The organism is Collinsella sp. AF11-11 (assembly GCF_003465485.1).
GTDB lineage: Bacteria > Actinomycetota > Coriobacteriia > Coriobacteriales > Coriobacteriaceae > Collinsella.
The window spans coordinates 207,805-230,852 of the sequence record NZ_QSAS01000003.1 but is presented as its reverse complement, the minus strand read 5'-3'; the positions used below and the strand labels follow the sequence as shown (position 1 = coordinate 230,852).

Sequence of the window (23,048 nt, the reverse complement as noted above, 5' to 3'; positions counted from 1 at the left end):
AACGTTGTCGTTCTTTGCGCTCATACCCAAATTTACGTGAACGTGACACTCATGCACTACAATGATAAATCCGTGTTACAACGTCGAAGGGGAGTTATCGATGGATCAGACGCAGATGAGCGACGACGCTCCCCTGCTCACGCACAGCACTCCCCAATCGGAGCAAACCACGCTCCTGGCTCAGCAAAAACCTCTCGTGACCATCGTGCATGCCTCCGTTGGCTCGGGCCACAAGGCCGCCGCAAATGCGATTGCGCAGGCATTCGACCTCATCCGCGGCACCAATGGCATCCCCGAGGATATTGAGATTGAAGTGCTCGATATCCTTGATTTTGGACGTATTAAATTCGACGGCAATAAGACCGCGGCTTCTTTTACGGGAGCCACGCGCCCCATTTACGACCTGACCTGGCGATATACGCTTACGGGACATCTTCTCTGGGGTGGCGGAACGGCATGGTCGCGAATTATGTTCCCCGCCTTCAACGAATATATTCGTAGCCGCAGGCCCATAGCCGTGGTTGCAACGCACATCACGGCAGCCAATGTTGCCGTGGGCGCCCGCGTAATTACGGGTATCGATTATCCGGTCATCTGCGTACCGACCGACTACGAAGTCGAGGGATGGTGGCCCCACAAGGACACCGATTTATTCTGTGTTGCCAACGAATTTATGGCCGAAACGCTGCGTCCGCGCAAGGTGCTCGAAACAAAGATTCGCATTACCGGCATTCCCATTCGCGCCGGATTCGACACGGATTACGATCGCGAGGAAGAGCTAGCTAAGTTCAACCTCCCCACCGACAAGACCGTCGTGCTGGTAATGGCCGGTGCCAGCTTGCCTCAACCGTACGTTCGCTTTCGCGCGGAGATGGACCGCACCCTCCCCTTCCTACGCAGCTTCGAAGACATGCACTTTGTCTTTTTGCCGGGCAAGGATAAGGAATACGCCGCCCGCCTCAAGACGCTCTTCGACGCCATGAAGCTCGAAAACGTTACGGTGCTGGACTACGTGGACGACATGGCGGCCCTCATGCACGGCTGCGACCTGGCAATTCTCAAATCGGGCGGACTCACCGTCACCGAGTGCCTATGCGCACATCTGCCGATGATCCTGCTGGGCAAGTCCTATGGTCAGGAAAAGGCCAACACCACCATGCTCACCGGCATGGGCGCCAGCATGCACGTCACCACGGCACGAGAGCTCATCGTGACGTTGCGCCATCTCCATGACCATCCCGAGTCGCTCAAGGCATTGCTCATCAATGGCGAAGTACTGCGCCGTCCCCGCGCAGCCAAAGACATCGCCATCGCCACCATGGAACTCGTAGGTAAACCCCAAAAGCGCAAACGAGCCTTCTGCCGCTTCTACTGGGGCGGAAAACCTGCGCATATCCGCTAGGGTCTTAATGTCCGCTAGCCTGCGGGAGGCCCTATATATCATCCCGTGCTCAAACATTCTCGCTTCGCTGCGAAACTGCGCGCGGGACGATATATAGGGGCCTCCCGCAGGTAAGCTGCGTTTACGTACTAGCAGCTATACCAGATTCCCCTCCAGTAGAATCTGCAAAGGGGAACCAGAAAATATAAATACAGTAAGTCGATGCGACAAAGGAGGTGACCCTTCATCGCATCGACTTACTAGAAAAGTAAATATTGTTTCAAGCGAGTAGCCGCCCGCCCGGGGCTTACCTATATCGTTCCACGCGCAGTTTCGCAGCGAGCGAAGCGACGCGAGAATGTTTGAGCATGGAATGATATAGGTAAGCCCCGGGCGGGAGGGATACGAGCGCCCTAGGCGATGCCGCTGGAGCCGAAGCCTCCTTTGCCTCGGTCGGTTTCGTCTAGTTCTTCTACTTCTATAAGGTTGACCGTGGGGACTTCTTGGATGACGAGTTGGGCTATGCGGTCGCCTTTGTTGATTTGGATGTCGTTGGAGGGATCCAAGTTGATAAGGATAACCTTAAGCTCACCTCGATAGTGAGCATCAATGAGGCCCGGCGTGTTGACTATAGACAGGCCCTGCTTGATGGCCAAGCCGCTGCGGGGCTGGACGAAGCCGGCGTAGCCATCGGGCAGGGCGATGGCCAGCCCCGTAGAGACCAGACGGCGTTCGAAGGGCTTCAGGACGCAGTCCTCGTTGGAGCGTAAATCCAAGCCGGCATCGGTGGGATGGGCGTATTTGGGAAGCTCGACGGTGGGGTCGAGACGCTTTATGTTGACGGAAATGTTGGACATGGAATCACCTTAGCTTGTCGAGCTCTTGCAGAAACTCATCGACGTCTTTGAAATCACGGTAGACCGAGGCAAAACGGATGTACGCAACCTTGTCGATCTTAGCCAAGCGCTTGAGCACCATGTCACCCAACTCATGGGACGTGACGGCCGTCAGCGTGCGAGAGCGAAGCTCGACCTCGATGTCATCGATAATCTCATTGAGCTTCTTAGTGTCGATATCGCGCTTGATGGTGGCGCGCATCAAGCCGACGAGCAGCTTATTGCGATCGAACCGCTGCTTGGTTCCGTCTGACTTAATGACCTCGATTGGGTCTTCGCATCGCTCGAACGTTGTAAAGCGATAGTTACACGAGCAACATTCGCGGCGGCGCTTAATGGTGTTATTTGACTCCTGCATACGGGAATCAACGACGCGGGTATGTGCCTTGCCGCATTTGGGACAGCGCATGGTACCTCCTCTTAAACGATAACAAGGGTACCATGCGCAGCGCGATAATGATTACGAACGAGCAGGAACCTTAAGATGCGCACCGGCGGCGAGCGAACCATGCTCCAGATGATTGACGTTACGGATCATGTCGGAAGTCTCTTGCGTGGAAAGGCCTTCGATTGGATATTCCTCGGCAAGCGACCAAAGAGAATCGCCAGGCTGAACGCGAATGGTCTCGTAGGTAACGTTGGAAACGGACTCGGCATACGCGGCATGACGAGCGCTAAAGACCGACGTAGCGAGGACAAAGAAGAGCGTAAGCGCAACGGCGACGGCGACAATCGTCGGAACCTTCAGGGCAACGCGGGCCGGCGCGACTACAGCCTGCTGATTGCGCGCAGGCTTTACGGTCAAAGGCTGAAAGCCGGAGCGGCCACCCTGAACAACCGTAAAAGTGGGTTCTGCAGGCGTCTCGAGCTTAAGGGCGAGGTTTCCCTGGACCATATTCGTTGCGTTCATCATGTTCTCCTCTCGCGTGTTTTGCTGAGAACAGTTTTATCAAGCCGCGCGGACAAAAATGTCTAGCGCGAGAACGAATGTTCGGTTATTATTATCTTCGAACAGTTGTTCCTGTCAAGCAAAATTCGAACATTTGTTTGACATGGGTAGAGAGGATGCCCTGATGGCTCGCAAAATTACCAAGCGTCAGCAGCAAATTTACGACTTCATCAAGGAATATCAGCAGGAGAAGGGTTATCCGCCCAGCGTGCGCGAGATGGCTTCTGCCGTGGGCCTTTCCTCCCCCAGCACCGTGCACGCCCATCTCTCTGCCCTTGAAGCGCGCGGGCTACTCAAGCGCGATGCCACCAAACCGCGCGCCCTGGAACTCTTTAACGAGGATGGTTCCTCTGTCTCAATTTCCAAATCTGACGAGCCCACCGCACCTCGCGGAACGGTCTCGCTACCGCTCGTTGGTCGTGTCGCGGCTGGGATTCCCATTCTGGCAGAGCAGAATATCGAAGACACGTTTACTATCCCGACCGAAATCGCCACTGATCAGGGTTCCTTTATCCTTGAGGTGCATGGGAGCTCAATGATCAATGTCGGCATCTTCAATGGCGATTACATCATCGTCCGTGAACAAAAGAGTGCCATGAACGGCGAAATTGTCGTGGCCATGATTGATGGTTCGGCGACCGTCAAGACGTTCTACAAGGAGCAGGGGCGTGTGCGCTTGCAGCCCGAGAACGACACCATGGAACCTATCTATGCAACGAATCCCGTTATCCTGGGCAAAGTCGTCGGCTTGATGCGCCGGTTCTCGTAATGCAAAAACGCATAACCATCTTTGATACCGTCCGCGGGTTTACGATGATTTCTATGGCAGGTTTTCACGCTTGCTATGATCTCGCCTACCTGTACGGCTGGGATATGCCTTGGTTTACCCAGACTGTCTTTCAGGACGTCTGGCGCGCCAGCATCAGCTGGGTATTTTTGTTTATCGCGGGTTGGATGTGCACGCTCTCACGCAACAATGCCAAACGAGCGGCTAAGTACGCTGCCGCAGCTTTGGTCGTCTGGATCGCAACAACGCTCGTATCGGTCGACGATTCAGTGAACTTTGGCATCATTTATTGCATGGCGGTGTGCACCGCGGTGGTTGCGTTCACCCGTCCGTTACTCCAAAAATTACCGGGCTCATGGGGCATCGCAGCGTGCCTTGTTCTTTTTGCCCTAACCTGGGGCATTCCAAAGGCGGTCTACCCACTCCCCTACCTGGCATGGCTTGGATTCCCAGGCCCGGGTTTTGTTTCGGGAGATTACTATCCGCTCATACCGTTTGTCTTTATGTACCTTACCGGCTTTTTTGCTGCCCAGGCAGCACAAGCATCAAGTCTCGAAGCGCCAGCATGGGCATACGCCAATCCTATCCCGGCGCTCGCAGTCCTGGGTCGGCATGCCTTACCGTTCTACCTGCTCCATCAGCCAGTCATTCTAGGCGTGCTAGAAATCGTTTATTCCGTACGATAGCGCTCGAGCCGCGGTGCAATACGAGCCGGCAACTTCGCCACAATGCGAACGCCGTCCTCGAGATATTCCTCATGCAGAAGGGTTCCCTGCTCATGCACCAGCGTGATGAGAGCGCCCTCACGATACGGGATATCAGCGGAGAGCAACACATCGGTGGCAGCTGCCTCGCGAGCAATCCGGTCGACGAGATCGTCGAGCCCCTCGCCCGTTTGGGCCGAGAACAGAACGGCCTCCGGATAGCGACGACGGAAACTCAATCGATCGACGCTATCGAGAAGATCGATTTTATTGAATACGGTCAGCGTTAAACGCTCTCCGGCGCCGATCTCATCAAGCACGCGGTCGACAGCCTCCAGCTGCCGCTCATAGTCCTCGTCAGACGCATCTACGACTTTGAGAATTAGATCGGCACCCAAAACCTCGGACAGCGTCGATTTAAAGGCATCGACCAGACCATGGGGCAGCTTTTGAATAAAGCCGACGGTATCGGTAATCGTCATGCCGCGACCGCCGGGCAGACGATACGAACGCGTCGTCGGGTCGAGCGTAGCAAACAGCTTGTCCTGCGAAAGTACCGTAGAGCCGGTCAGACGATTGAGTAACGTCGATTTACCGGCATTGGTATAACCGGCTAACGCGACGCGAAACGCCGGTGACTCAATGCGACTCTTGGATTGAACATCGCGACGCTGTTCAACCTGCTTGAGCTCACGACGAAGCGCAGCGATCTTATTACGAATGAGGCGACGGTCGATCTCGAGCTGACTTTCGCCCTGACCAAAACGTGAGCCGATGCCGCCGCGCGTCTGCTCCTTGGCGAGATGGCTCCACATGCCACGCAGGCGAGGCAACAAATATTGAAGCTGTGCCAGCTGTACCTGCAGGCGTCCCTCACGCGTCTGAGCATGCAGGCCAAAGATATCCAGGATCAGTGCTGTGCGATCGATAATCTTTACCGGCTCGCCCACGGCTTTCTCCAAATAGGATTGCTGCGAGGGGGTCAGGTCGTCGTCAAAAATAACGACATCGGCATCCATGCGATGCACCAGGCCGCACAGCTCTTCAACCTTACCGGAACCGATAAACGATTTAGGATACGGCTTTACCAAACGCTGCGACAAGCGTGCCACGCACCGGGCACCAGCTGTGTGGGCAAGACGCTCCAGCTCATCAAGCGAGCGATCGAGCGGCCATGCATTGTCGCGCCACTCAACACCAACTAAAATGGCACGCTCGGGCTCGGGTGCCGTGGGAACAAGGGGGAAACGGGCCATTAGGCAGCCTCAATACGATGCAGGATATCCTCAACGACCTCATCGATCGTACATTCATCCATATCAAACCACACGATACGGTCATCGCGCTTAAACCACGAAAGCTGACGCTTGGCATAACGACGCGAACGCATCTTAATGAGTTCGCGGGCCTCATCCATGCTCATCACGCCATTGAAAGCATCAATGATCTCTTTATAGCCAATTGCCTGCATCGACGTCAGGGCATCTCCCAGACCCTGGGCCATAAGACCGCGGACCTCATCGACAAGACCCTGCTCAAACATCAGATCGACGCGCAGATTAATGCGCTCGTAGAGCACCTCGCGATTACGCGTCAGACCAAACCATAGGGCATGATAATGCTCGCGCGGAACACTAAACTGACTTTTTTGCTGTGCATAGGAGATACCATCATCATGCATCTCGAGCGCACGAATCACACGGCGCACGTTATGGGGATGAATAACAGCAGCCGATTCTGGATCGCGCTCGGCAAGCAGGGCATGCAGTTCTTCCTCGCCAATACGCTCGGCAAGCTCCTGATAGCCCGCACGGCGATCGTCCTCAAGTTCACCCGAGGGAAAGTCCATCTCATCAAGGGCAGCCTTGAGATACAGCCCCGTACCTCCGCAAAAAACCGGCAGGCAACCCGAACCAAGGAGACGTTCAACATGCGCGCGAGCGTCAGCCTGATAAAGCGCAGCAGAATATGCTACACCCGGCTCTACAATGTCGACGAGACGCAGCGGCGCCGTACACTCATCGGGCGCCATCTTTGCGGTACCGATGTCCATGCCGCGATAGATTTGCATCGCATCGCACGACAGCACTTCGGACGAAAGACGAGCTGCCAAACGGTCGGCAACATCACTCTTACCAACCGCTGTCGGACCGACGATCGCAACGGCGGAAAGGCCTGCCCCGGGAGAAACCATTAGCGCGGCTCGCCCACAACGGAACCGGACAAATACCAGGTCTTGGCAACGTCAACGTTAACATCAACGATCTTGCCAACAAGCTGATCGATGCTGTAACCCTCGGGGATAGGCGCATGCACGGTCTGATTCTTGGGACTCTTGCCCAGCAGGACCGCATCGTTCTTTTTACTCGTTCCCTCAATGAGCGCGGGAACCACAGTATGAAGCTCACCCTGGTTATACTCGTGTGCCGTGGTCTCGATAACCTTAACCAGGCGGTTGAAACGCTCAAGAATAACCTCATGCGGCGTAGGATCGTCAATTTCGGCGGCCGGAGTACCGGCGCGCTTGGAATAGATGAAGGTATAGGCCTGAGCATAGCGGACCGTCTCGGCAAGTGAGAGCGTCTGCTCAAAGTCTTCTTCAGTCTCGCCCGGGAAGCCAACGATAATGTCGGTCGAGAGCGCGATATCGGGCATGCGGTTGCGAATGCGATCGACCAGGCCCAGATAGTCCTCGCGTGTATAACGACGATTCATCTCTTTGAGGATCCGCGTCGAACCTGACTGGACAGCCAGGTGCAGTTGCGGCATAACGGCAGATGTCTCGGCCATGGCGTCGATGGTCTCGGGCAGCAGATCCTTGGGATGCGAAGACGTAAAGAAGATACGCTCCACGCCCGTATCGCCCACGGCACGCAGCAGATCGGCAAAACGCGGCTTGCCAAACAGATCGCGACCATATGAATTAACGTTTTGGCCCAACAGCGTAATCTCACGCACGCCCTGGCGCACCAAACCGGTCACCTCGTCGACAATCTCCTCGAAGGGGCGGCTCTTTTCGCGACCGCGCACGTACGGCACGATGCAATAGGTGCAAAAATTATTGCAGCCCGTCATGATGGGCACCCAAGCGTGATACTGAGTCTCGCGATGCCACGGCATGCTCATGGCGTCCGTATCCTCATGCTCATTGGTGCGGATATGACGCTTGCCATCAAGGAACGCCTCGGCAATGAGCTCGGCCACATGCGCGATGGAATGCGTGCCAAAGATGACATTGACGTTATCGACGTTGGTGAGCAGGCCCTCGCCATCGCGCTGCGCGATGCAGCCACCAACGGCAACCACGCGCTTGCCAGAAGGCGAAGGCGGCAGGCTTTTGCAGGAATTGCACTGACCGTACAGGCGAGTATCGGCGGCCTCGCGCACGCAGCACGTCATGAAGACAACGATATCGGCATGCGCGGGATCGAGCGCCATGAGGCAGCCATACGAATCAAGCAGACCGCTCACGCGCTCGGAATCGTGCTGATTCATCTGGCAGCCAAAGGTGCGGATAAAGTAGGTTTTACCGGCAAGAATATCGCGTACGGAACGCTGGTCCATGTGCATAAGTCCTAACGATGGGGAGCGAAACAAAGCAAGCAGAAGCTATGCCACAGGCTTAACATCATCAATGACGACGTTATCCATAGCAGCTCGATTGATCTGGTGAACGTAGATAGAAAGGCGGATGGCCGTGCGCGACTCCCCGTTAATGAGGATGTCGGAGAACACGGGCGCGCAGGAAATATCAAAACCGGTTGGAATCAAAAAACCGCGCGCGATAGCAACGGCCTTAATGGCCTGGTTGACGGCACCGGCGCCGACACACTGGATGTTGACGGGTACACCATCCTTGACCATGCCGGCGATGGCGCCGGCAACGGACGCGGGCGATGATTTACTTGATACCTTCAGGCAATCCATGAAGAAACTCCTGCATTTAAAAGTACGTTTTAACTGCAATAACTGTATCGTACCGAGTGGACTCGGTAAAGGCACTATTCCTCTTTGGCAAGATCAAAGGTCACGGTGATTCGATCACGCGAAACGCGAATCTTTGGGTCGCCGCAAAGGTTGAGATAGTACCGGGCAGCAAGGTCATTAAAATCGCGCTCCACAGCACGCGAAAACTGTGCCATGTCATCCTTAGCAATACGTAGCCCGCGACGATCCTTCGCGAGATCGACAGGAGCCGGCGCATGCGAGGACGAGTCGCGCTCGCGCAGCAGACGCGCGGTCACACCGCGAACAGGCTTAATCTGCCCTGCCAAAATGCGATGGGCCGTGCGCTCGGACATCTCAAGACCCAAACCCGAACAGATACGGATAAAGTCCTCGGCATCAGAAGCAAGGCCTAAACGATCGACAACCGGAAGCTCGCTCTCGTCATCAATGAACAGGAGACGAGACGTATCGAGCCGACTTGACGCCTGAGCATAAAGGGTCGCGGCAATCTCAGACGGAGAACCAAGATAGACATCGCAACCACGCAACTCCTCGAGCGCAAACTCACAAGCAGCACGAATAATATTATGCGGACCGCGAGCACAGACATAACGTCCGTCCTCACCCTTGACGGCCTGGGGCCAGCTGGACTGATCGGCACGCTCACTGAGGCGGTCGGCCGCAACGCTCACCTTAAAGGCTGAACCAAGATCGACGCCGGACGTGACCACACGGGCCTCGTCGGTGTTCTGCTTGATCGAAAACAATGCCATGCCGCGACCGTGAACGCCCCAACGGTCCATCTTCATGCTCTCGAGCTTAGAGGTAACGCGGGCATCGAAGATTCGCTCTTGCATATCCTGCGGAACGCCCGAACCGTTATCCAGAAAGACAAGCGTGCGGACGCCATCTTCCTTGGTCGTGGCGAGATAGACCTTGTCGGCGCCGGCATCGCGAGCATTACGGAGCATTTCGATGACGATGTCCTCGACATGCTGAATATCGTGCTTAGCCTGGCGCCGCTCGGCCTCCGAAACGCGGAGGCGGACATACCCCTCGCCAAGGTTCTCCTCGACGCGAAGGTTGCCCTCCCCCGACATCGACGCGATAAATGAGATGAGCTCGTTCGCGTCGCTCATGTTATTTAGCGATATCGACAGCGCGGCTCTCGCGAATCACGACGACGCGCACCTGACCGGGATACTCCATCTCTTCCTCGATCTGATGGGCGATATCGTGAGCCAGAACCGTGGACTGGGCATCGGAGATCTTGTCCGGCTGGACCATGACGTGGACCTCGCGACCAGCCTGCATGGCATAAGTACGCTCGACGCCGTCATGGGAGTTGGCGATCTCCTCGAGCTTCTCAAGACGCTTGATGTAGTTCTCGGCAGACTCGCGACGGGCACCGGGGCGAGAGGCAGAGACTGCATCGGCGGCCTGCACCAGGACATCGAGCACCGTGTTGGGGTCGACATCGGCATGGTGAGCCTCGATAGCGTGGACGATAACGGGTTTCTCGCCATAACGGCGGGCCAGCTCAGCGCCGATGACGGCATGCGGGCCCTCGACGTCATGGTCGATTGCCTTGCCCAGGTCGTGCAGCAGGCCGGCACGCTTGGCAGTCACAACGTCCAGGCCAAGCTCGGAAGCCATCACGCCGCACAGATCAGAGACCTCGAGGGAGTGCTGAAGCACGTTCTGACCAAACGAGGTACGGTAGCGCAGGGCACCAAGGGTCTTGACGATCTCGGGGTGCAGGTCGTGGATGCCGGTATCGAAGGCAGCCTGCTCGCCAGCCTCACGCACGCGCTGCTGAACCAGGTCGGCGGCCTTGTGATACATCTCCTCGATACGGGCAGGGTGAATGCGGCCGTCGGCGATGAGGTTCTCGAGGGCGACACGGGCGGTCTCACGACGGACCGGGTCGAAGCTCGAAAGAACGACGGTCTCGGGCGTGTCGTCGATCACGAGGTTGACGCCGGAAACCTGCTCGAAGGTCCGGATGTTGCGACCCTCGCGACCGATGATACGGCCCTTGAGGTCATCAGAGGGAATGTGCACGGAGGTAACGGTGACCTCGGCAGTGTGGTCGGCAGCGCAGCGCTGAATCGCCAGAGACAGAATCTCCTGGGCGGTCTTGTGGCACTCGGCGCGAACCTGCTGCTCGGACTCGCGAATGATCGTGGCGGCCTCGTGGGTGACCTCGCCGCGAACCTTATCGAGGAGCTCCTTGTGGGCGTCCTCGCGGGTAAGGTCGGCGATACGCTCGAGCTCGGAGGTCTGCTTTGCGCAGAGCTCCTCGAGCTCACGGGAGCGCTTCTCGACCTGACCGGCCTGGCTGGACAGCTGATGCTCGCGCTTGTCGAGAGCGTCGTTGCGGCGATCGAGGGATTCCTCGCGCTGCATCACGCGGTTCTCGAGCGTACGAATCTCGTTCTTACGCTGCTTGTCCTCGGCCTCGGCGGCCTGCTTGTTCTTGATGATCTCCTCTTTAGCCTCGAGCAGAGCCTCTTTTTTGAGGGTCTCGGCCTGACGCTTGGCATCACCGATCAGGGACTCAGCCTGTGCGTGTGCCGACTGGATTTTTTCGTCGGCCTCGTGAAGACTACCCTGCTTGGCGGTGCGCATGTAGGCAATAGCGGCGATGGCACCCAAAACGATGCCAACGAGCGCTGCGATGATAGGCATGCTCACTCCTTTTTATGGATTCGTTACACAACAAAGCGAACCGTCCTTACGAACGGCTCGCGACATTTGAGTAATATGGGCGCAGCTTATGCGGGTCGGATACAGATAAACATATAAACAAACTCATCACAGATGAGCACATATCACAAAGCAAATGACAGTGTTTATCGTACGTTGAACCACAACAACTGTCAAATAAATGGCCCCAGCACGGCGGCTAAAACACGGTGAGCGGCAGGGCCACAAAACGCATACGCCTAAACCGCACATTCCTCGCGTTCGGCATTAAGACGTGCCTTAACGGCATCGGCAGCGATGTGATACGAGAAGCCCTTGCCCATCAAAAACCGAACCAGTTTTTCGAATCCGCACGTCTCTGGAACACGCCGCTTGGCGAGCAGGGCTGACGCACGCGCCAAATCGTCTTCGACGGCAAAATAATCCTCGGGATAACCGGGAATGTCATCGAGTACGACATGACGGCGCTTAAGCTCGGTCTCAATCTTGCGCTGTCCCCAGCCGCGTCGTTTGCGTTCCTCGATAAAGTACGAGCAAAAGCGGTTCTCATCTAAAAAGCGATACTCTGTGGCGCGCTGGACGGCGAAATCAATTGCGGGCTGGCGAAAGCCGTAGCGTGCCAACTTGTCACAGACCTCACCCGTCGCATGGTCGCGTCGCGATAGCATCTCAGTCACCATGGTAAGTGCACATTTACGCTCGATGAGCTGCACCGCTTCACGAAAGTTATCCCAATCACAGGGAAGATCGGGGCGATTTTTGACATACAGGCGCGCGACCCGCACGGGAATCCAAATGGACCGCTCAAAACCGCCCTCAAGCTCACAATCGATATGTGCGCAAGGCTTTTTGGACGCATACCCGCTCGAGAACGAGGAGGCCGCCTTCTTATCGGGAAAGACGACCGTTGCCTCGGTCACCGTATACGACATGAGCGTAACCGCTACTCGTCGTCATCATCGAGCATGGCGGAACCATCGATGGCGTAAAGCTCGTCAAACTCCTCAGGCGCAGGCTGATCGGTCAGCTCGACCTCGGACGGAGCATCGTCATCAAACTCAAGCCCGCAGGCAAGGCGGACCTTATGCTCAATCTCGTCGGCGCAATCGGGGTGTTCGCGCAGGAACGCCTTGGCGGCCTCGCGACCGTTGCCGAGCTTGTCCTCGCCATAGGCAAACCAGGAGCCCATCTTCTTGCAAATGCCGCACTCGACAGCCATGTCCAGAATCGAGCCCTCCTTAGAGATGCCCGTACCGTACATGATGTCGAACTCAGCAGAACGGAACGGAGCTGCCACCTTGTTCTTAACGACCTTGGCGCGCACGCGGTTACCGATAACCTCATCCTTGAGCTTAATGCTATCGATGCGGCGAATGTCGATACGCACCGAAGAGAAGAACTTAAGGGCGCGGCCGCCCGTCGTGGTCTCGGGGTTGCCGAACATGACGCCGATCTTCTCTCGCAGCTGGTTAATGAAGATGCATGTCGTGTTGGACTTGGACAGCGAGCCGGCGAGCTTGCGGAGCGCCTGACTCATCAGGCGAGCTTGCAAACCGACCGTGGTATCGCCGATCTCTCCCTCGATCTCGGCACGCGGGGTCAGCGCGGCGACGGAGTCGACGACGATGGCATCGATGGCGCCGGAACGCACGAGCATGTCAACAATCTCGAGCGCCTGCTCACCCGTATCAGGCTGGGAAATCAGTACCTCGTCGATATCCACGCCAATGCGCGCGGCATACGTGGGATCGAGCGCGTGCTCGGCATCGATAAATGCCACCACGCCACCCATTGCCTGGGCCTCGGCCAGGATCTCGAGCGAAAGCGTCGTCTTACCGGAGGACTCGGGACCGTAGATCTCGACGATTCGGCCGCGCGGCACACCGCCGATACCCAGAGCGGCATCGAGTGCCAGAGCGCCCGTAGGGATGGCCTCGACCTCGAGCTCGGGGCCACCGTCGCCGTACCTCATGATGGAACCCTGGCCGAATTTCTTCTCGATCTCGGCCTTGGTGGTGGCGATCATCTCATCGCGCTCTTTACCCGTCGTGCGAGCATGAACGGTACGTACGGGACCTGAATTCTTGGCCATGAAAAGCCCTCCTCTTAACAACCTGCATCGATAATAAACGAACGGCTGTTCGTGGTCAACCGTTCAGATAAATCATATGCAGCCGACCTTTCCAAAACCCAACCAAACGCCGACCAAACACTGACCAAATGCTTGACCAAAAAGGACCAAATATGAACAAGGCAGGCAAAATTACGTCTACAACCAGCACAAACGCCAAATGAGCCTAAGGTCCCTATCTCCACAATTAAGGGGCCTTAAGGCCCCTTAAAACACGTCTATTCCATAGAGTTAAGCACAAGGGCAATGCGTTCCAATGCCTCCGCGACCGCATGGGCACGAACACGCGAACGGTCGCCCTCATAGTGGCAGCGCACAGAGTCCACGACCGGCACTTCCCCATCAGCCGCGCGATACGCCCAGCCAATATAGAAAGTGCCAGCCGGATCGTCCTCAGTGCCGCCGCCGGGGCCGGCATAACCCGTTGCGCTCACTGCAATATCGCTCTGGCACAGCTCCAGCGAACCCGCCGCCATCTCGCGCGCGGTCTGATGCGACACCGCGGTATAGCGGTCGAGCGTCTCCTGATCAACACCCAAAACGCGATGCTTGATCTCATCGCAGTAGGTCACCGCACCGCCACGCAGCACCGCCGAGGCGCCCGGGATATCGGCAATCGTCGAGGCGATCATACCTGCTGTCAGCGACTCAGCCGTTGAAACCGTCACGCCCCGAGCGCTCGCGCGCTCGACAATATGACGCGCCAGCTCCTCGTTATGTGCGGAAATCTGCTCAAAAGAGTCCGTCATACCCACCAGAACCTAGACCGAAAAGACGATCTTGCGGCAGTTCCAGAAGTACTGGGCGCCCGAGATAACGGTCAGGACAACGGCAACGGCGTACAGGAAGCGCGACACCGAGTAGATGCCGAGCGTCAGCGCCAGCGGGCCAAGGTGCAAGCCGGCCATCGCAAAGACGCACAGGTAACCGCAGATGGAGACCATCGTGGTCGCCGTCTTGTACTTGCCAAGCTTATCGGCGGCAACGACCACGCCGGCGGCACTCGCAACCATGCGCAGGGCGCTTACCAACAGCTCGCGGAACAAGATGATGAACACGGACCAAACCGACACGGCGCCAAAGTCCAAGAACAGCAGCAAGGCCGAGAACACGAGCAGCTTGTCGGCAATGGGGTCCAAGAATTTACCGAAGTCGGTAATCTCATTGCGCGAACGCGCCAGATAGCCGTCAACTTTATCGGTGCACGACAGGATGACGTACAGAATGAAGGCTGCGGCGGCGAGCGGGCCGTCGAAGGTGCTCCAATCTGTACCGGCAACACTCGTGTGAGAAAGCGCCGACACGATCATGAACACCGGGATAAAGACGATGCGCACACACGTCACGATGTTGGCGGGCGTCCAAACACTCGTCAGTTCCTTATTGCTCTCGTTTGCCACGATGCTCTCCTACTCCACAACATGGCCGATAAGCTCATAGCAGAAGCTATCGGTAAACTCGACCGTCAGAATATCGCCCACGGACGCCTCGCTGGCGTCCAAGTGCACCGCGCCATCGGAATCGGGCGCCTGGAACCAAGCATGGCCGATCAGCTCGGCGCCGTCCTCGGTCTCCTCGATGCCGTCGACGATCACCTGGGCGCGCTCGCCCACATGTGCGGCGGTGGCGGCAAAACCGAGCGACTCGGCCAGGTCCATGGCCTCCTGGGCGCGCTCGAGCTTGACCTCCTCATCGACCTGACCCTCCATCTTAGCGGCCAGGCTGCCCTCCTCCTGCGAGTAGGCAAAGACGCTCGTGTAGTCAAAGCCGACGGTGTCCATAAAGTCGATAAGGTCGCGGAACTCGTCGTCGGTCTCGGTCGGGAAGCCGACCATGGCCGTGGAACGGATCACAATACCGGGGATACGCTCACGCAGATCACGGAACAGGTCCTCGAGCTCCTGGCGCGAACCAGAACGGCGCATAGCCTTGAGGATGCGCGCGTCGCAGTGCTGCACGGGGATATCGATATAAGGCAGTACCTCGGGCGTATCGCGAATCGTATCGATAAGCTCGTCGGTCATGCCCTCGGGCTGCAGGTAGAGCACGCGGACCCAGACGTTGTGCGGGCGCACGGCCTCGGCGACGGCATGCAGCAGCTGCGCCAGATTGCGCGGCGAGCCATCGGTGACGTCTTCGTCGGCAAAGTCGGTGCCCCAAATACCCGTGTCCTGGCCGATCAGCACGATCTCTCGCACGCCACCGGCAACCAAGTCGCGCACCTCGGAAATAATGCTCTCGGCATTGCGCGAGTGATAACGACCGCGGATATACGGGATCATGCAGAAGCTACAGAAGCGGTTGCAGCCATCGGAGATCTTGACGTAGGCGACAGCGCCCTCGACGGTGCGCTTGACCTGCGGAATATAGGCGGCAATCTCGCGCTCGACGCCCAGCACGCCATCGATGACCGCCACGATGCCATCCTCCTCGTCGGCCTTCACAAAGGCAGCGACCTCGGGCAGCTCATCGGGCAGATCGTCGCCATAGCGCGACGGCACACAGCCGCACATGACGATGGGGCAAGAACGAACGCCGTCCTGAACCTCGTTGGCGAGCTCGAGCGTGGTCTCGATGCTCTCGGACGTTGCGGAGGCGAGGAACGAGCATGTATTGACGATGGCGATATCGGCATCCTGTGGGTCGAATGCCTCCTCGTAGCCCGCGGCGGTCAAAAGAGAACGCATGCGGTCGGTGTCAACCTCGTTCTTAGCGCACCCGAGGGTGATGTAGAGCACGGAGCCCAACGGTGTATCCATGTTGGAGAGCAGTCCTTTCGAATGATATTAGCGATAGTTGGTGAACTGCAGCGGCTGGCCGTAGTCCTGGTCGCGCAGGAACTGGATCACGGTCTGCAACGCGTCCTTCGAAGCAGAGGAAACACGCAGCTTGTCGGCCTCGATAGTCACCTTGACCTTGAGCTTTTGGTCCTTGATGTCCTTGTTGATCTTCTTGGCGGTCGCCTGGTCGATACCCTCGACGATATGGCCGAGCACGCGCACGGTGCCGCCCGATGCCGCCTGCGGGGCATCCCACGAGACAGCCTTGAGGTCGATGCCGCGCTTGATGAGCTTGGAGCTCAGCACGTCGATAATCTGCTTGGAGACAAAGTCGGCCGGGGCGTTGATCGTAAAGAGCTTGTCGCCCTTCGAAAGCTCGATCGTGGCGCCGGAATCCTTCAGGTCATAGCGCTGGGAAATCTCGCGCGTGGTTTGCTGGAAGGCGTTGTCGACCTCTTGCATGTTGACCTCGGACACGACGTCGAAGCTGGAATCTTTAGCCATGATGTTTCCTTTCGCGTACGAGCGGCTTAGTAGCTATCGTACGAATAGTCGGTAGAATCGGTGGGCGTCTGGCCGTCAGTTGCGGTATCGGCGCCATCCGTGGACTGGGCATCGGTGCCGTCGGTGGTGCCGGTACCATCGGTGGTGCCGGTACCATCGGTGGTGTCGGTACCATCGGTGGTGTCGGTACCATCAGAACTTTCACCATTCTCGGAACCAGTCGTCTCCTTCTTGGGAACGGTGATCGTCACACGCGCCACGCCCGAGGTCTTGGTATCGTAACGGACCTTTTCGCCGTTCTTGGTAACGGTGACATCGGAAGGCTTGGACGTGGTGATCTCGATCGAGGACTCAGGCGTGTACTCCTGCTCAAAGGGGCCAGTCGCCTGGGCGCCATAGACCGACTTGCCATCGACCTTGACCTCAATCCAGGCGGTCTTTCCCTTGGCAACGGAGACCTTGACCTTCGTTACCTCGTTTTCTTCCTTTTTAGCCGTCGTCTTGGCGGCGTCCGAATCAGTCGACTCGTCAGTCGGCTCATCGGTGTCTTCGTCCTCGTCGAACGTTTCGGTCTTCTTAGAAGACTTCTTGGTCGTCGTCTTGGTAACAGCGGGCGTCTCGGGCGTGGTCTCGGGCGTCGAAGATGCGCAGCCGCGCAGAAGTACCACGATGAGCACGATCAGCAGCAACGCCACGGCACCGATACCGGCGTAGACGATACGCGGATCGAGCCCGTTGTTTTGAGGAGCACGGGAACCGCCGCGTCCACGACTGGAACTGCTGCGGCCGCCTCCCTGAGGCATACGGCCACGATTGCTATCGGAACGGCCGCAATAGCCACCCTGGCCCTGAAGGCTGCGCTGACCCGAGCGGGGCGCAAGTTCACCGCGGCCTTGATAGCCACGCTGGCCCGCACGCGGAGCCGAAGAGCGCTGGCCATACGGCTGTGGTTGAGAGCGAAGACGCGGCGTCACCTGCGTGGTATCGGCGTCCGCATAGCCACTGCGAGAGCGTCCGGTGGAGATACCACGGTGACCGCGATCGGAATAGCCGCCGTCGCCGTAGCCGGCACGAGGGTCACGCGCCACGCCGCGGGCAGCGGGAAGCGCACGGTCCTCGGGCATCGGCGTACTGCGGAACCGGTCACGCTGCGAGCGAATCTCCTCGCCCGAACCCGTCTCGGTAATATAACCGGCCTGCTGAGGACGCTGTCCATAGCGAGTCGAACGACCGCCCTGAACCATCAGAAAGCGCCCGTTATCGACAGAGGAACGCGAATTGACGTAGCCGGCGGCGTCCTGGAAACGACCGCCCTGCTGCGACGTCTCGCGTTCGTATGCCATCAGTTCGTCAAAGTAGGCATTGACGACCTCGCGCGGATTGAGGCCCAAAAAACGAGCATAGCTCGAAATCATGCCCTGCGCATAGCCGCGCGGCGGCATCGAAGCAAAGTTACCGGTCTCGAAAAACTCGATGATCTGCGGCCTGATTTTGATGGTGTTGGCGACCTGCTGAATGGAAAGGCCCATTCGGCGACGCTGCTCGAGCAGCATGTCACCAAAGCGTGCAGCCATCAGAATCCTCCAAACTCACGATCTTCACGTGCCATCTCGGCGTCGACAGATTCCAGCGCGGCAAGCCCCTCCTCGTCCAACAGGACCTCGCGCGGCTTGGAACCGTCGGGCGGGCCGACGACACCCTTTTCTTCCAGCATGTCCATAATACGCCCGGCACGCGCATAGCCAACCTTCAGGCGGCGTTGCAGGCCAGATGTGGAGCCCAGCTGCGATTCCACCACAATATGGGCGGCTTCCCAAATGAGCGGATCATCGTCTTGCGGCTCGGCGACTCCGGTGCGGACAATGCCGCCGCCACCAGCCATGGACATGGAAGCGGGCGCCACGGCGGACAGAATCTCCTCGTGGTAGTCGGGCTCGCTCTGCGACTTGACGAACTCGACAATCTCGTTGATTTCGTCGTCCGAGACAAAGCAGCCCTGGATACGGCGGGGCTTGCCCCAGTCGACCTTGGAGAACAGCATGTCGCCCAAACCGGTGAGCTTCTCGGCACCCATCTGGTCGATGATGACGCGCGAGTCGATGCCCGTGGCGACGTTAAAGGCGATGCGGTTGGTGATGTTGGCCTTGATAAGGCCCGTCACCACGTTGGAGCTGGGGCGCTGCGTGGCAACGATAAGGTGAATACCGGCGGCGCGGCCCAGCTGTGCAATACGCACGATCGAGGCCTCGACATCCTTACCGGCGACCATCATCAGGTCAGAGAGCTCGTCAATGATAATGACCAGGTAGGGCATCTTTTGCGGCGGATTGTCGTAATGCTCAAACTCGCCAGCAGCCTGCTTTTCGTTGTAGGTCGAGATCTTACGCACGTTGAGACGCTCGAAGACCTTCAGGCGACGCTCCATCTCGGACACAGCCCATTGCAGAGCGCTCGCGGCCTGCTTGGGCTCGGTCACCACGGGCACATAGAGATGCGGCAGACCGTTATAGCCCGCAAGCTCGACGCGCTTGGGGTCGACCATGATCAGGCGAACGTCCTCGGGAAGGGCGCGCATGAGCAAGGTCGTGATGATGGAGTTGATCATCACCGACTTACCAGAACCGGTCGTACCGGCAATCAACAGGTGAGGCATCTTGGCGAGGTCGGCGACAACCGGCGTGCCCTCGGCGTCGCGGCCGATGGCGAGCTCGAGCGGACCGCCCTTCACATAGGGCAGCACGTCGCCCAGATTGACGTTCTGGCGCTTGCGGTTGGGAATCTCGATACCAACGAGAGAGGTGCCGGGGATCGGGGCAAAGATACGAACCGACTGGGCGGCGAGCGAAAGCGCAATATCGTCCTCGAGGCTCGAAATCTTGCTCACGCGCTCGCCCTCGCCAGGTTGCAGCTTAAAGGTCGTCACCGTGGGGCCGGCGATCCAGCCGACCACGCGGGCACTGCGGCCAAACTCAAGCAAGGTGGATTGCAGTGACTCAGCGGTCTGCTCCAGCTCCTTATCCGAAGACGCGGCAGAAGCCGACTGCGGGTTGGCATGTAGGATTTCGAGCGGCGGAAGCTTGAGGCCGTCCTCTTCTTCGCCCTCGTTATCTGCGGCGCCGCCGTCCGCTCCCCCATCACGAGCCGCAGCCGATTCGACAGCACTCGTGGCAGGCGCATCGGCAACCTTGGGATGCTTTAAGAAGTCGGGAATCTGAGGTGCGGCCGAAACAGGGTTCACGGCAAACGGCGGCTCGGACTCGTCAACCTTGTCCGGATCGTCCTCCATCGAAAGCTGTCCAGTGACCTGACCGCGCTTGGCGTGGCGACGCGGCAGCAAGGTTGTCTTGGCGGTCTCGAGCGGAGCCTCGTCGTCCTCGTCGTCACCCTCGGTGAGCTCAATCTCGCTATCGGACCAAGACGGGTCGGGCTCGCTTGTGTTGAGCTTGGGCGCAGCCTTGCCCTTCTTGGCATGGCGGCGCGGCAGCAGCGTGGTCTTGGCGCGCTCGGCTTCAACCGACTCGGATACGTCGACAAATGGGTCATCGTCCTCGTCGTCATCCAAAACCGGGTCGACATCGCCACCCATGACCGTGGTCACCGCGGCGTCAGTCCCCTTCTGGCGCAGAATGCTCAGGTGCGGACGAGCGACGCCGGGAACAGACAGGGCCTCTTCATCGCCCCACGGGCTCGCATTGACATCGGCACGTCGACGCTCGGCAAAATCGGCAGCGCGATCGCGTGCGGAGCGCAAAACGCCACCCACCGAAAAGCCGATAATGACCAAACCAACGACGACAAGCCCCAGCAAGACAACCATGGCGATAGGTTTACCCAGGGCGTTTTGCAAGGCACTTGCGATAAAGGCGCCAATGTAGCCGCCCGACACGGAAAGGTTCTGCGGCGTAAACATAAGGTCGCACGAATCGCTCGTGCCCGGCACCATCAGCGAAAGAATGGAGACGACGGCGATAAAGACCAAGGCGCCGCCCGCAACAGAGCGCACGTTGAGCGGCGAGTCCTCACCCAAAAAGAGCGTGGCGGCAAACAGCAAGATGACGATCGGCAGCACGTAGGCGCCCAGACCAAAGCCCAGGTGGTAGAAACCGGCAACCGCAGCCGTCACGGGCGCTGTTGCCGGAGAGATCACGGCAATGAAGGACGCGATCGCCAAAACGGCGATGACCACACCGGCGATATCGCGATTGGCCGAAGGCTCGACCAAGGGCTCAAACTCATCGAACTCGGACTCGTGGCCCTTATTGGCACGCAGATGGGAACCGGCACCCTTAGCAGATGCCGGTTGGTTATTGGCCTTATTGCCTTTGGCGTTTTGTGCAGATCCGCGCGCCAAACTAAACCTCCATGACGACCGGGATGATCATCGGACGGGTGCGCGTACGGCTCCAGATAAAGTTAGAGAGCGAATCGCGCACGGCCTTGCGAATGGCATCGGAACCGCTGCTGGTAAAGCTGAACTTACCCTTCTCGATCGTCTTCATAATGGACGCGGAGGCATCCTCGGAGAACTGGTCGTCGATGGCAAACGAGACGCCGCGGCCCGAGAACTCGATGGCCTCGATCTTCTTATGTTTGAGGGAGACGATGGCAACGGCCGTGACCATACCGTCGTTGGCGAGCTTCTGGCGATCGCGCAGGACGATGGGGTCGGTATCGCCGATACGCAGGCCGTCGACGTAAACGACACCGGACTCGACGGGCGTACCGCGCTTGACGATACCACCGCGCATCTCGAGCGTGTCGCCGTTATCGAGGATAAAGATATGATCGTCCTTGATGCCCATCTTGCGGGCCAGCTGGGCATGGGCGCGCAGATGCACGGCCTCACCGTGAACCGGCATAAAATACGTGGGCTTGGCCATGGCCATCAGGAGCTTGAGCTCCTCCTGGCTACCGTGACCCGAGACGTGGACGAGAGCGCGGTTCTTATCCCACACGTCGCAGCCGAGCTTGGCCAGGCTGTTGACGACCTGCTGGACGGCCTTCTCGTTGCCAGGAACGGGAGTTGCCGAGAGGATAACGGTATCGCCCTCGTGGATGGAGAGCGTCTTGTGCTCGCCATTGGCCATGCGGGACAGGGCCGACAGCGGCTCGCCCTGCGAACCAGTGCACATGACGACGATCTTGTCGTCAGGCAGGTTATCGATATCGAAGGCATCGATGATATCGGCATCATCGATGTTGAGATAACCGAGCTCGCGCGCCACGCGGGTGTTCGTGAGCATGGAGCGACCGGTCACAACGACCTTACGGCCGCACTTGCGGGCGGCATCGCAGATCTGCTGCAAACGATGGATGTGGCTCGAGAACGATGCGACGAACACGCGACCCGGGGCGTTCTTGATGGCGTGCAGCAGGTTGGGACCAACCTCGGCCTCGGACTTGGTAAAGCCGGGAACCGTGGCATTGGTGGAGTCGGAAAGCAGCAGGTCGATGCCCTGCTTGGCAAAGCGGCTGATAGCGGCATAGTCGGGCGTGACGCCATCGATGGGCGTCTGGTCGAGCTTAAAGTCGCCGGTGTGCATAACGGTGCCCTGATTGGTGCGGATGAACACGCCCAGAGCGCCGGGGATGGAGTGCGTCATCGAGAAGAAGTCGAGCGAGATGCCGCCGAGGTTGACATGGCTGCCGCCCTTGACCTCGCGGAACTTAGGCGCGCGGATGCGGAACTCGGAGAGCTTGCCCTCGATAAAGCCGAGCGTCAGCTTGCTCGAGAAGATGGGCACCTTGTTGTTGAGGTCCTGCAGCAGGTACGGAAGCGAACCGGTGTGGTCCTCGTGGCCGTGGGTGACGATGATACCGCGGAGCTTCTCCTCGTTCTCCAGAACATAGGTGTAGTCGGGAAGCACCAGGTCGATACCAGGCTGGGAGTCATCCGGGAACATAAGGCCGGCGTCGACGAGCACCATGTCGTCGCCGCACTCGAAGACCGTCATGTTCTTGCCGATGCCGTCAAGGCCGCCAAGCGGAATGATCTTCAAGGGAGATGATTTTTTAGCTGCCATAGGTGAGTGTTGTTTCCTTTCTTCGAAACGTGTCTGGAACAACCGACGGGGCGCTTCTGGCAAACCGACCGCCGGGAACGTACAAACATGCATCACAGAGTCGATGCAGTAACCACAGTATGATACCCATTTGAACCAATACAGACCACCCATGCATTAAAGCCCCATCTGAACCGGTCTATCCCGCCGGTTTCCCGTGGGGCGGGCACTGATGAAGTTTCCTGCTCTACAGTCCT

Annotated in this window: 21 protein-coding genes; 3 read left to right on the top strand and 18 right to left on the bottom strand. The window is 58.2% G+C overall.

From position 1 onward, the window contains the following. Positions 1 to 100: 100 nt before the first annotated feature. A complete protein-coding gene (locus DWV58_RS03895) occupies positions 101 to 1,402 on the top strand; it encodes a glycosyltransferase (protein WP_233540495.1) in 1,302 nt (433 codons plus the stop codon). A gap of 392 nt (positions 1,403 to 1,794) precedes the next feature. Here the strand turns inward: DWV58_RS03895 and dut are convergent, their stop codons facing one another. From dut to DWV58_RS03880, 3 genes are read right to left on the bottom strand one after another with little or no spacing between them, the layout of a single operon-like run. Next, on the bottom strand, positions 1,795 to 2,238 hold the full coding sequence (gene dut / locus DWV58_RS03890) for a dUTP diphosphatase (RefSeq protein WP_117635235.1): 444 nt from the start codon (positions 2,236 to 2,238) through the stop codon (positions 1,795 to 1,797). 4 nt (positions 2,239 to 2,242) lie between these two features. Beyond that, complete coding sequence (gene nrdR / locus DWV58_RS03885; protein ID WP_022093781.1) at positions 2,243 to 2,686, bottom strand: transcriptional regulator NrdR; 444 nt, start codon at positions 2,684 to 2,686, stop codon at positions 2,243 to 2,245. Positions 2,687 to 2,737: 51 nt separating this feature from the next. Continuing rightward, positions 2,738 to 3,190 (bottom strand): LysM peptidoglycan-binding domain-containing protein, encoded by a 453-nt coding sequence (locus tag DWV58_RS03880; protein ID WP_117776243.1) that lies wholly within the window; start codon positions 3,188 to 3,190, stop codon positions 2,738 to 2,740. Positions 3,191 to 3,350: 160 nt separating this feature from the next. Here DWV58_RS03880 and lexA point away from each other — a divergent pair, with 160 nt between their 5' ends. Beyond that, entirely contained in the window at positions 3,351 to 3,995 is a 645-nt protein-coding gene (gene lexA, locus DWV58_RS03875; RefSeq protein WP_040359862.1) for a transcriptional repressor LexA, read from the top strand. Continuing rightward, positions 3,995 to 4,699: a heparan-alpha-glucosaminide N-acetyltransferase gene (locus DWV58_RS03870; RefSeq protein WP_089573371.1), complete on the top strand. Its 705-nt coding sequence runs from the start codon at positions 3,995 to 3,997 to the stop codon at positions 4,697 to 4,699. Before lexA ends, DWV58_RS03870 begins: the two co-directional genes overlap by 1 nt. On the opposite strand, the gene hflX is transcribed toward DWV58_RS03870, so the two are convergent. The 15 genes from hflX to DWV58_RS03795 all read right to left on the bottom strand — a co-directional run bounded on the left by hflX (position 4,684) and on the right by DWV58_RS03795 (position 22,812). Then, positions 4,684 to 5,973, bottom strand: coding sequence for a GTPase HflX (hflX, locus tag DWV58_RS03865; protein ID WP_117776242.1), 1,290 nt, complete (start codon positions 5,971 to 5,973; stop codon positions 4,684 to 4,686). The genes DWV58_RS03870 and hflX overlap by 16 nt on opposite strands. Continuing rightward, a complete protein-coding gene (gene miaA, locus DWV58_RS03860) occupies positions 5,973 to 6,911 on the bottom strand; it encodes a tRNA (adenosine(37)-N6)-dimethylallyltransferase MiaA (protein WP_117583189.1) in 939 nt (312 codons plus the stop codon). Before miaA ends, hflX begins: the two co-directional genes overlap by 1 nt. Next, the gene (gene miaB / locus DWV58_RS03855) at positions 6,911 to 8,281 is read right to left on the bottom strand and encodes a tRNA (N6-isopentenyl adenosine(37)-C2)-methylthiotransferase MiaB (protein ID WP_117776241.1); all 1,371 of its coding nucleotides are present in this window, start codon (positions 8,279 to 8,281) and stop codon (positions 6,911 to 6,913) included. The genes miaA and miaB overlap by 1 nt, the downstream gene beginning before the upstream one ends. Before the next feature lie 45 nt (positions 8,282 to 8,326). Beyond that, complete coding sequence (locus DWV58_RS03850) at positions 8,327 to 8,644, bottom strand: stage V sporulation protein S (RefSeq protein ID WP_117564291.1); 318 nt, start codon at positions 8,642 to 8,644, stop codon at positions 8,327 to 8,329. 74 nt (positions 8,645 to 8,718) lie between these two features. Then, positions 8,719 to 9,804, bottom strand: coding sequence for an ATP-binding protein (locus DWV58_RS03845; protein WP_117776240.1), 1,086 nt, complete (start codon positions 9,802 to 9,804; stop codon positions 8,719 to 8,721). A 1-nt stretch (position 9,805) separates the two neighbouring features. Beyond that, positions 9,806 to 11,356 (bottom strand): ribonuclease Y, encoded by a 1,551-nt coding sequence (rny, locus tag DWV58_RS03840; RefSeq protein ID WP_089573375.1) that lies wholly within the window; start codon positions 11,354 to 11,356, stop codon positions 9,806 to 9,808. 257 nt (positions 11,357 to 11,613) lie between these two features. Continuing rightward, complete coding sequence (locus tag DWV58_RS03835) at positions 11,614 to 12,306, bottom strand: regulatory protein RecX (RefSeq protein WP_117776239.1); 693 nt, start codon at positions 12,304 to 12,306, stop codon at positions 11,614 to 11,616. 11 nt (positions 12,307 to 12,317) lie between these two features. After that, positions 12,318 to 13,466 (bottom strand): recombinase RecA, encoded by a 1,149-nt coding sequence (recA, locus tag DWV58_RS03830; RefSeq protein WP_022094695.1) that lies wholly within the window; start codon positions 13,464 to 13,466, stop codon positions 12,318 to 12,320. Between the two features lie 257 nt (positions 13,467 to 13,723). After that, positions 13,724 to 14,254 carry a CinA family protein gene (locus DWV58_RS03825; RefSeq protein WP_117776238.1) on the bottom strand — a complete coding sequence of 177 codons (531 nt, stop codon included), beginning with the start codon at positions 14,252 to 14,254 and terminating at the stop codon, positions 13,724 to 13,726. 12 nt (positions 14,255 to 14,266) lie between these two features. Further along, complete coding sequence (pgsA, locus tag DWV58_RS03820; protein ID WP_229071689.1) at positions 14,267 to 14,815, bottom strand: CDP-diacylglycerol--glycerol-3-phosphate 3-phosphatidyltransferase; 549 nt, start codon at positions 14,813 to 14,815, stop codon at positions 14,267 to 14,269. A 99-nt stretch (positions 14,816 to 14,914) separates the two neighbouring features. Then, complete coding sequence (gene rimO / locus DWV58_RS03815; RefSeq protein WP_117776236.1) at positions 14,915 to 16,264, bottom strand: 30S ribosomal protein S12 methylthiotransferase RimO; 1,350 nt, start codon at positions 16,262 to 16,264, stop codon at positions 14,915 to 14,917. A 27-nt stretch (positions 16,265 to 16,291) separates the two neighbouring features. Then, positions 16,292 to 16,789, bottom strand: coding sequence for a YajQ family cyclic di-GMP-binding protein (locus DWV58_RS03810; RefSeq protein ID WP_022094699.1), 498 nt, complete (start codon positions 16,787 to 16,789; stop codon positions 16,292 to 16,294). Positions 16,790 to 16,815: 26 nt separating this feature from the next. Further along, a complete protein-coding gene (locus DWV58_RS03805; RefSeq protein ID WP_117776235.1) occupies positions 16,816 to 18,363 on the bottom strand; it encodes a RodZ family helix-turn-helix domain-containing protein in 1,548 nt (515 codons plus the stop codon). Continuing rightward, positions 18,363 to 21,140, bottom strand: coding sequence for a DNA translocase FtsK (locus DWV58_RS03800; RefSeq protein WP_233540494.1), 2,778 nt, complete (start codon positions 21,138 to 21,140; stop codon positions 18,363 to 18,365). The genes DWV58_RS03805 and DWV58_RS03800 overlap by 1 nt, the downstream gene beginning before the upstream one ends. Position 21,141: 1 nt before the next feature. Further along, positions 21,142 to 22,812 carry a ribonuclease J gene (locus DWV58_RS03795; protein ID WP_117654800.1) on the bottom strand — a complete coding sequence of 557 codons (1,671 nt, stop codon included), beginning with the start codon at positions 22,810 to 22,812 and terminating at the stop codon, positions 21,142 to 21,144. Positions 22,813 to 23,048: the final 236 nt, after the last annotated feature.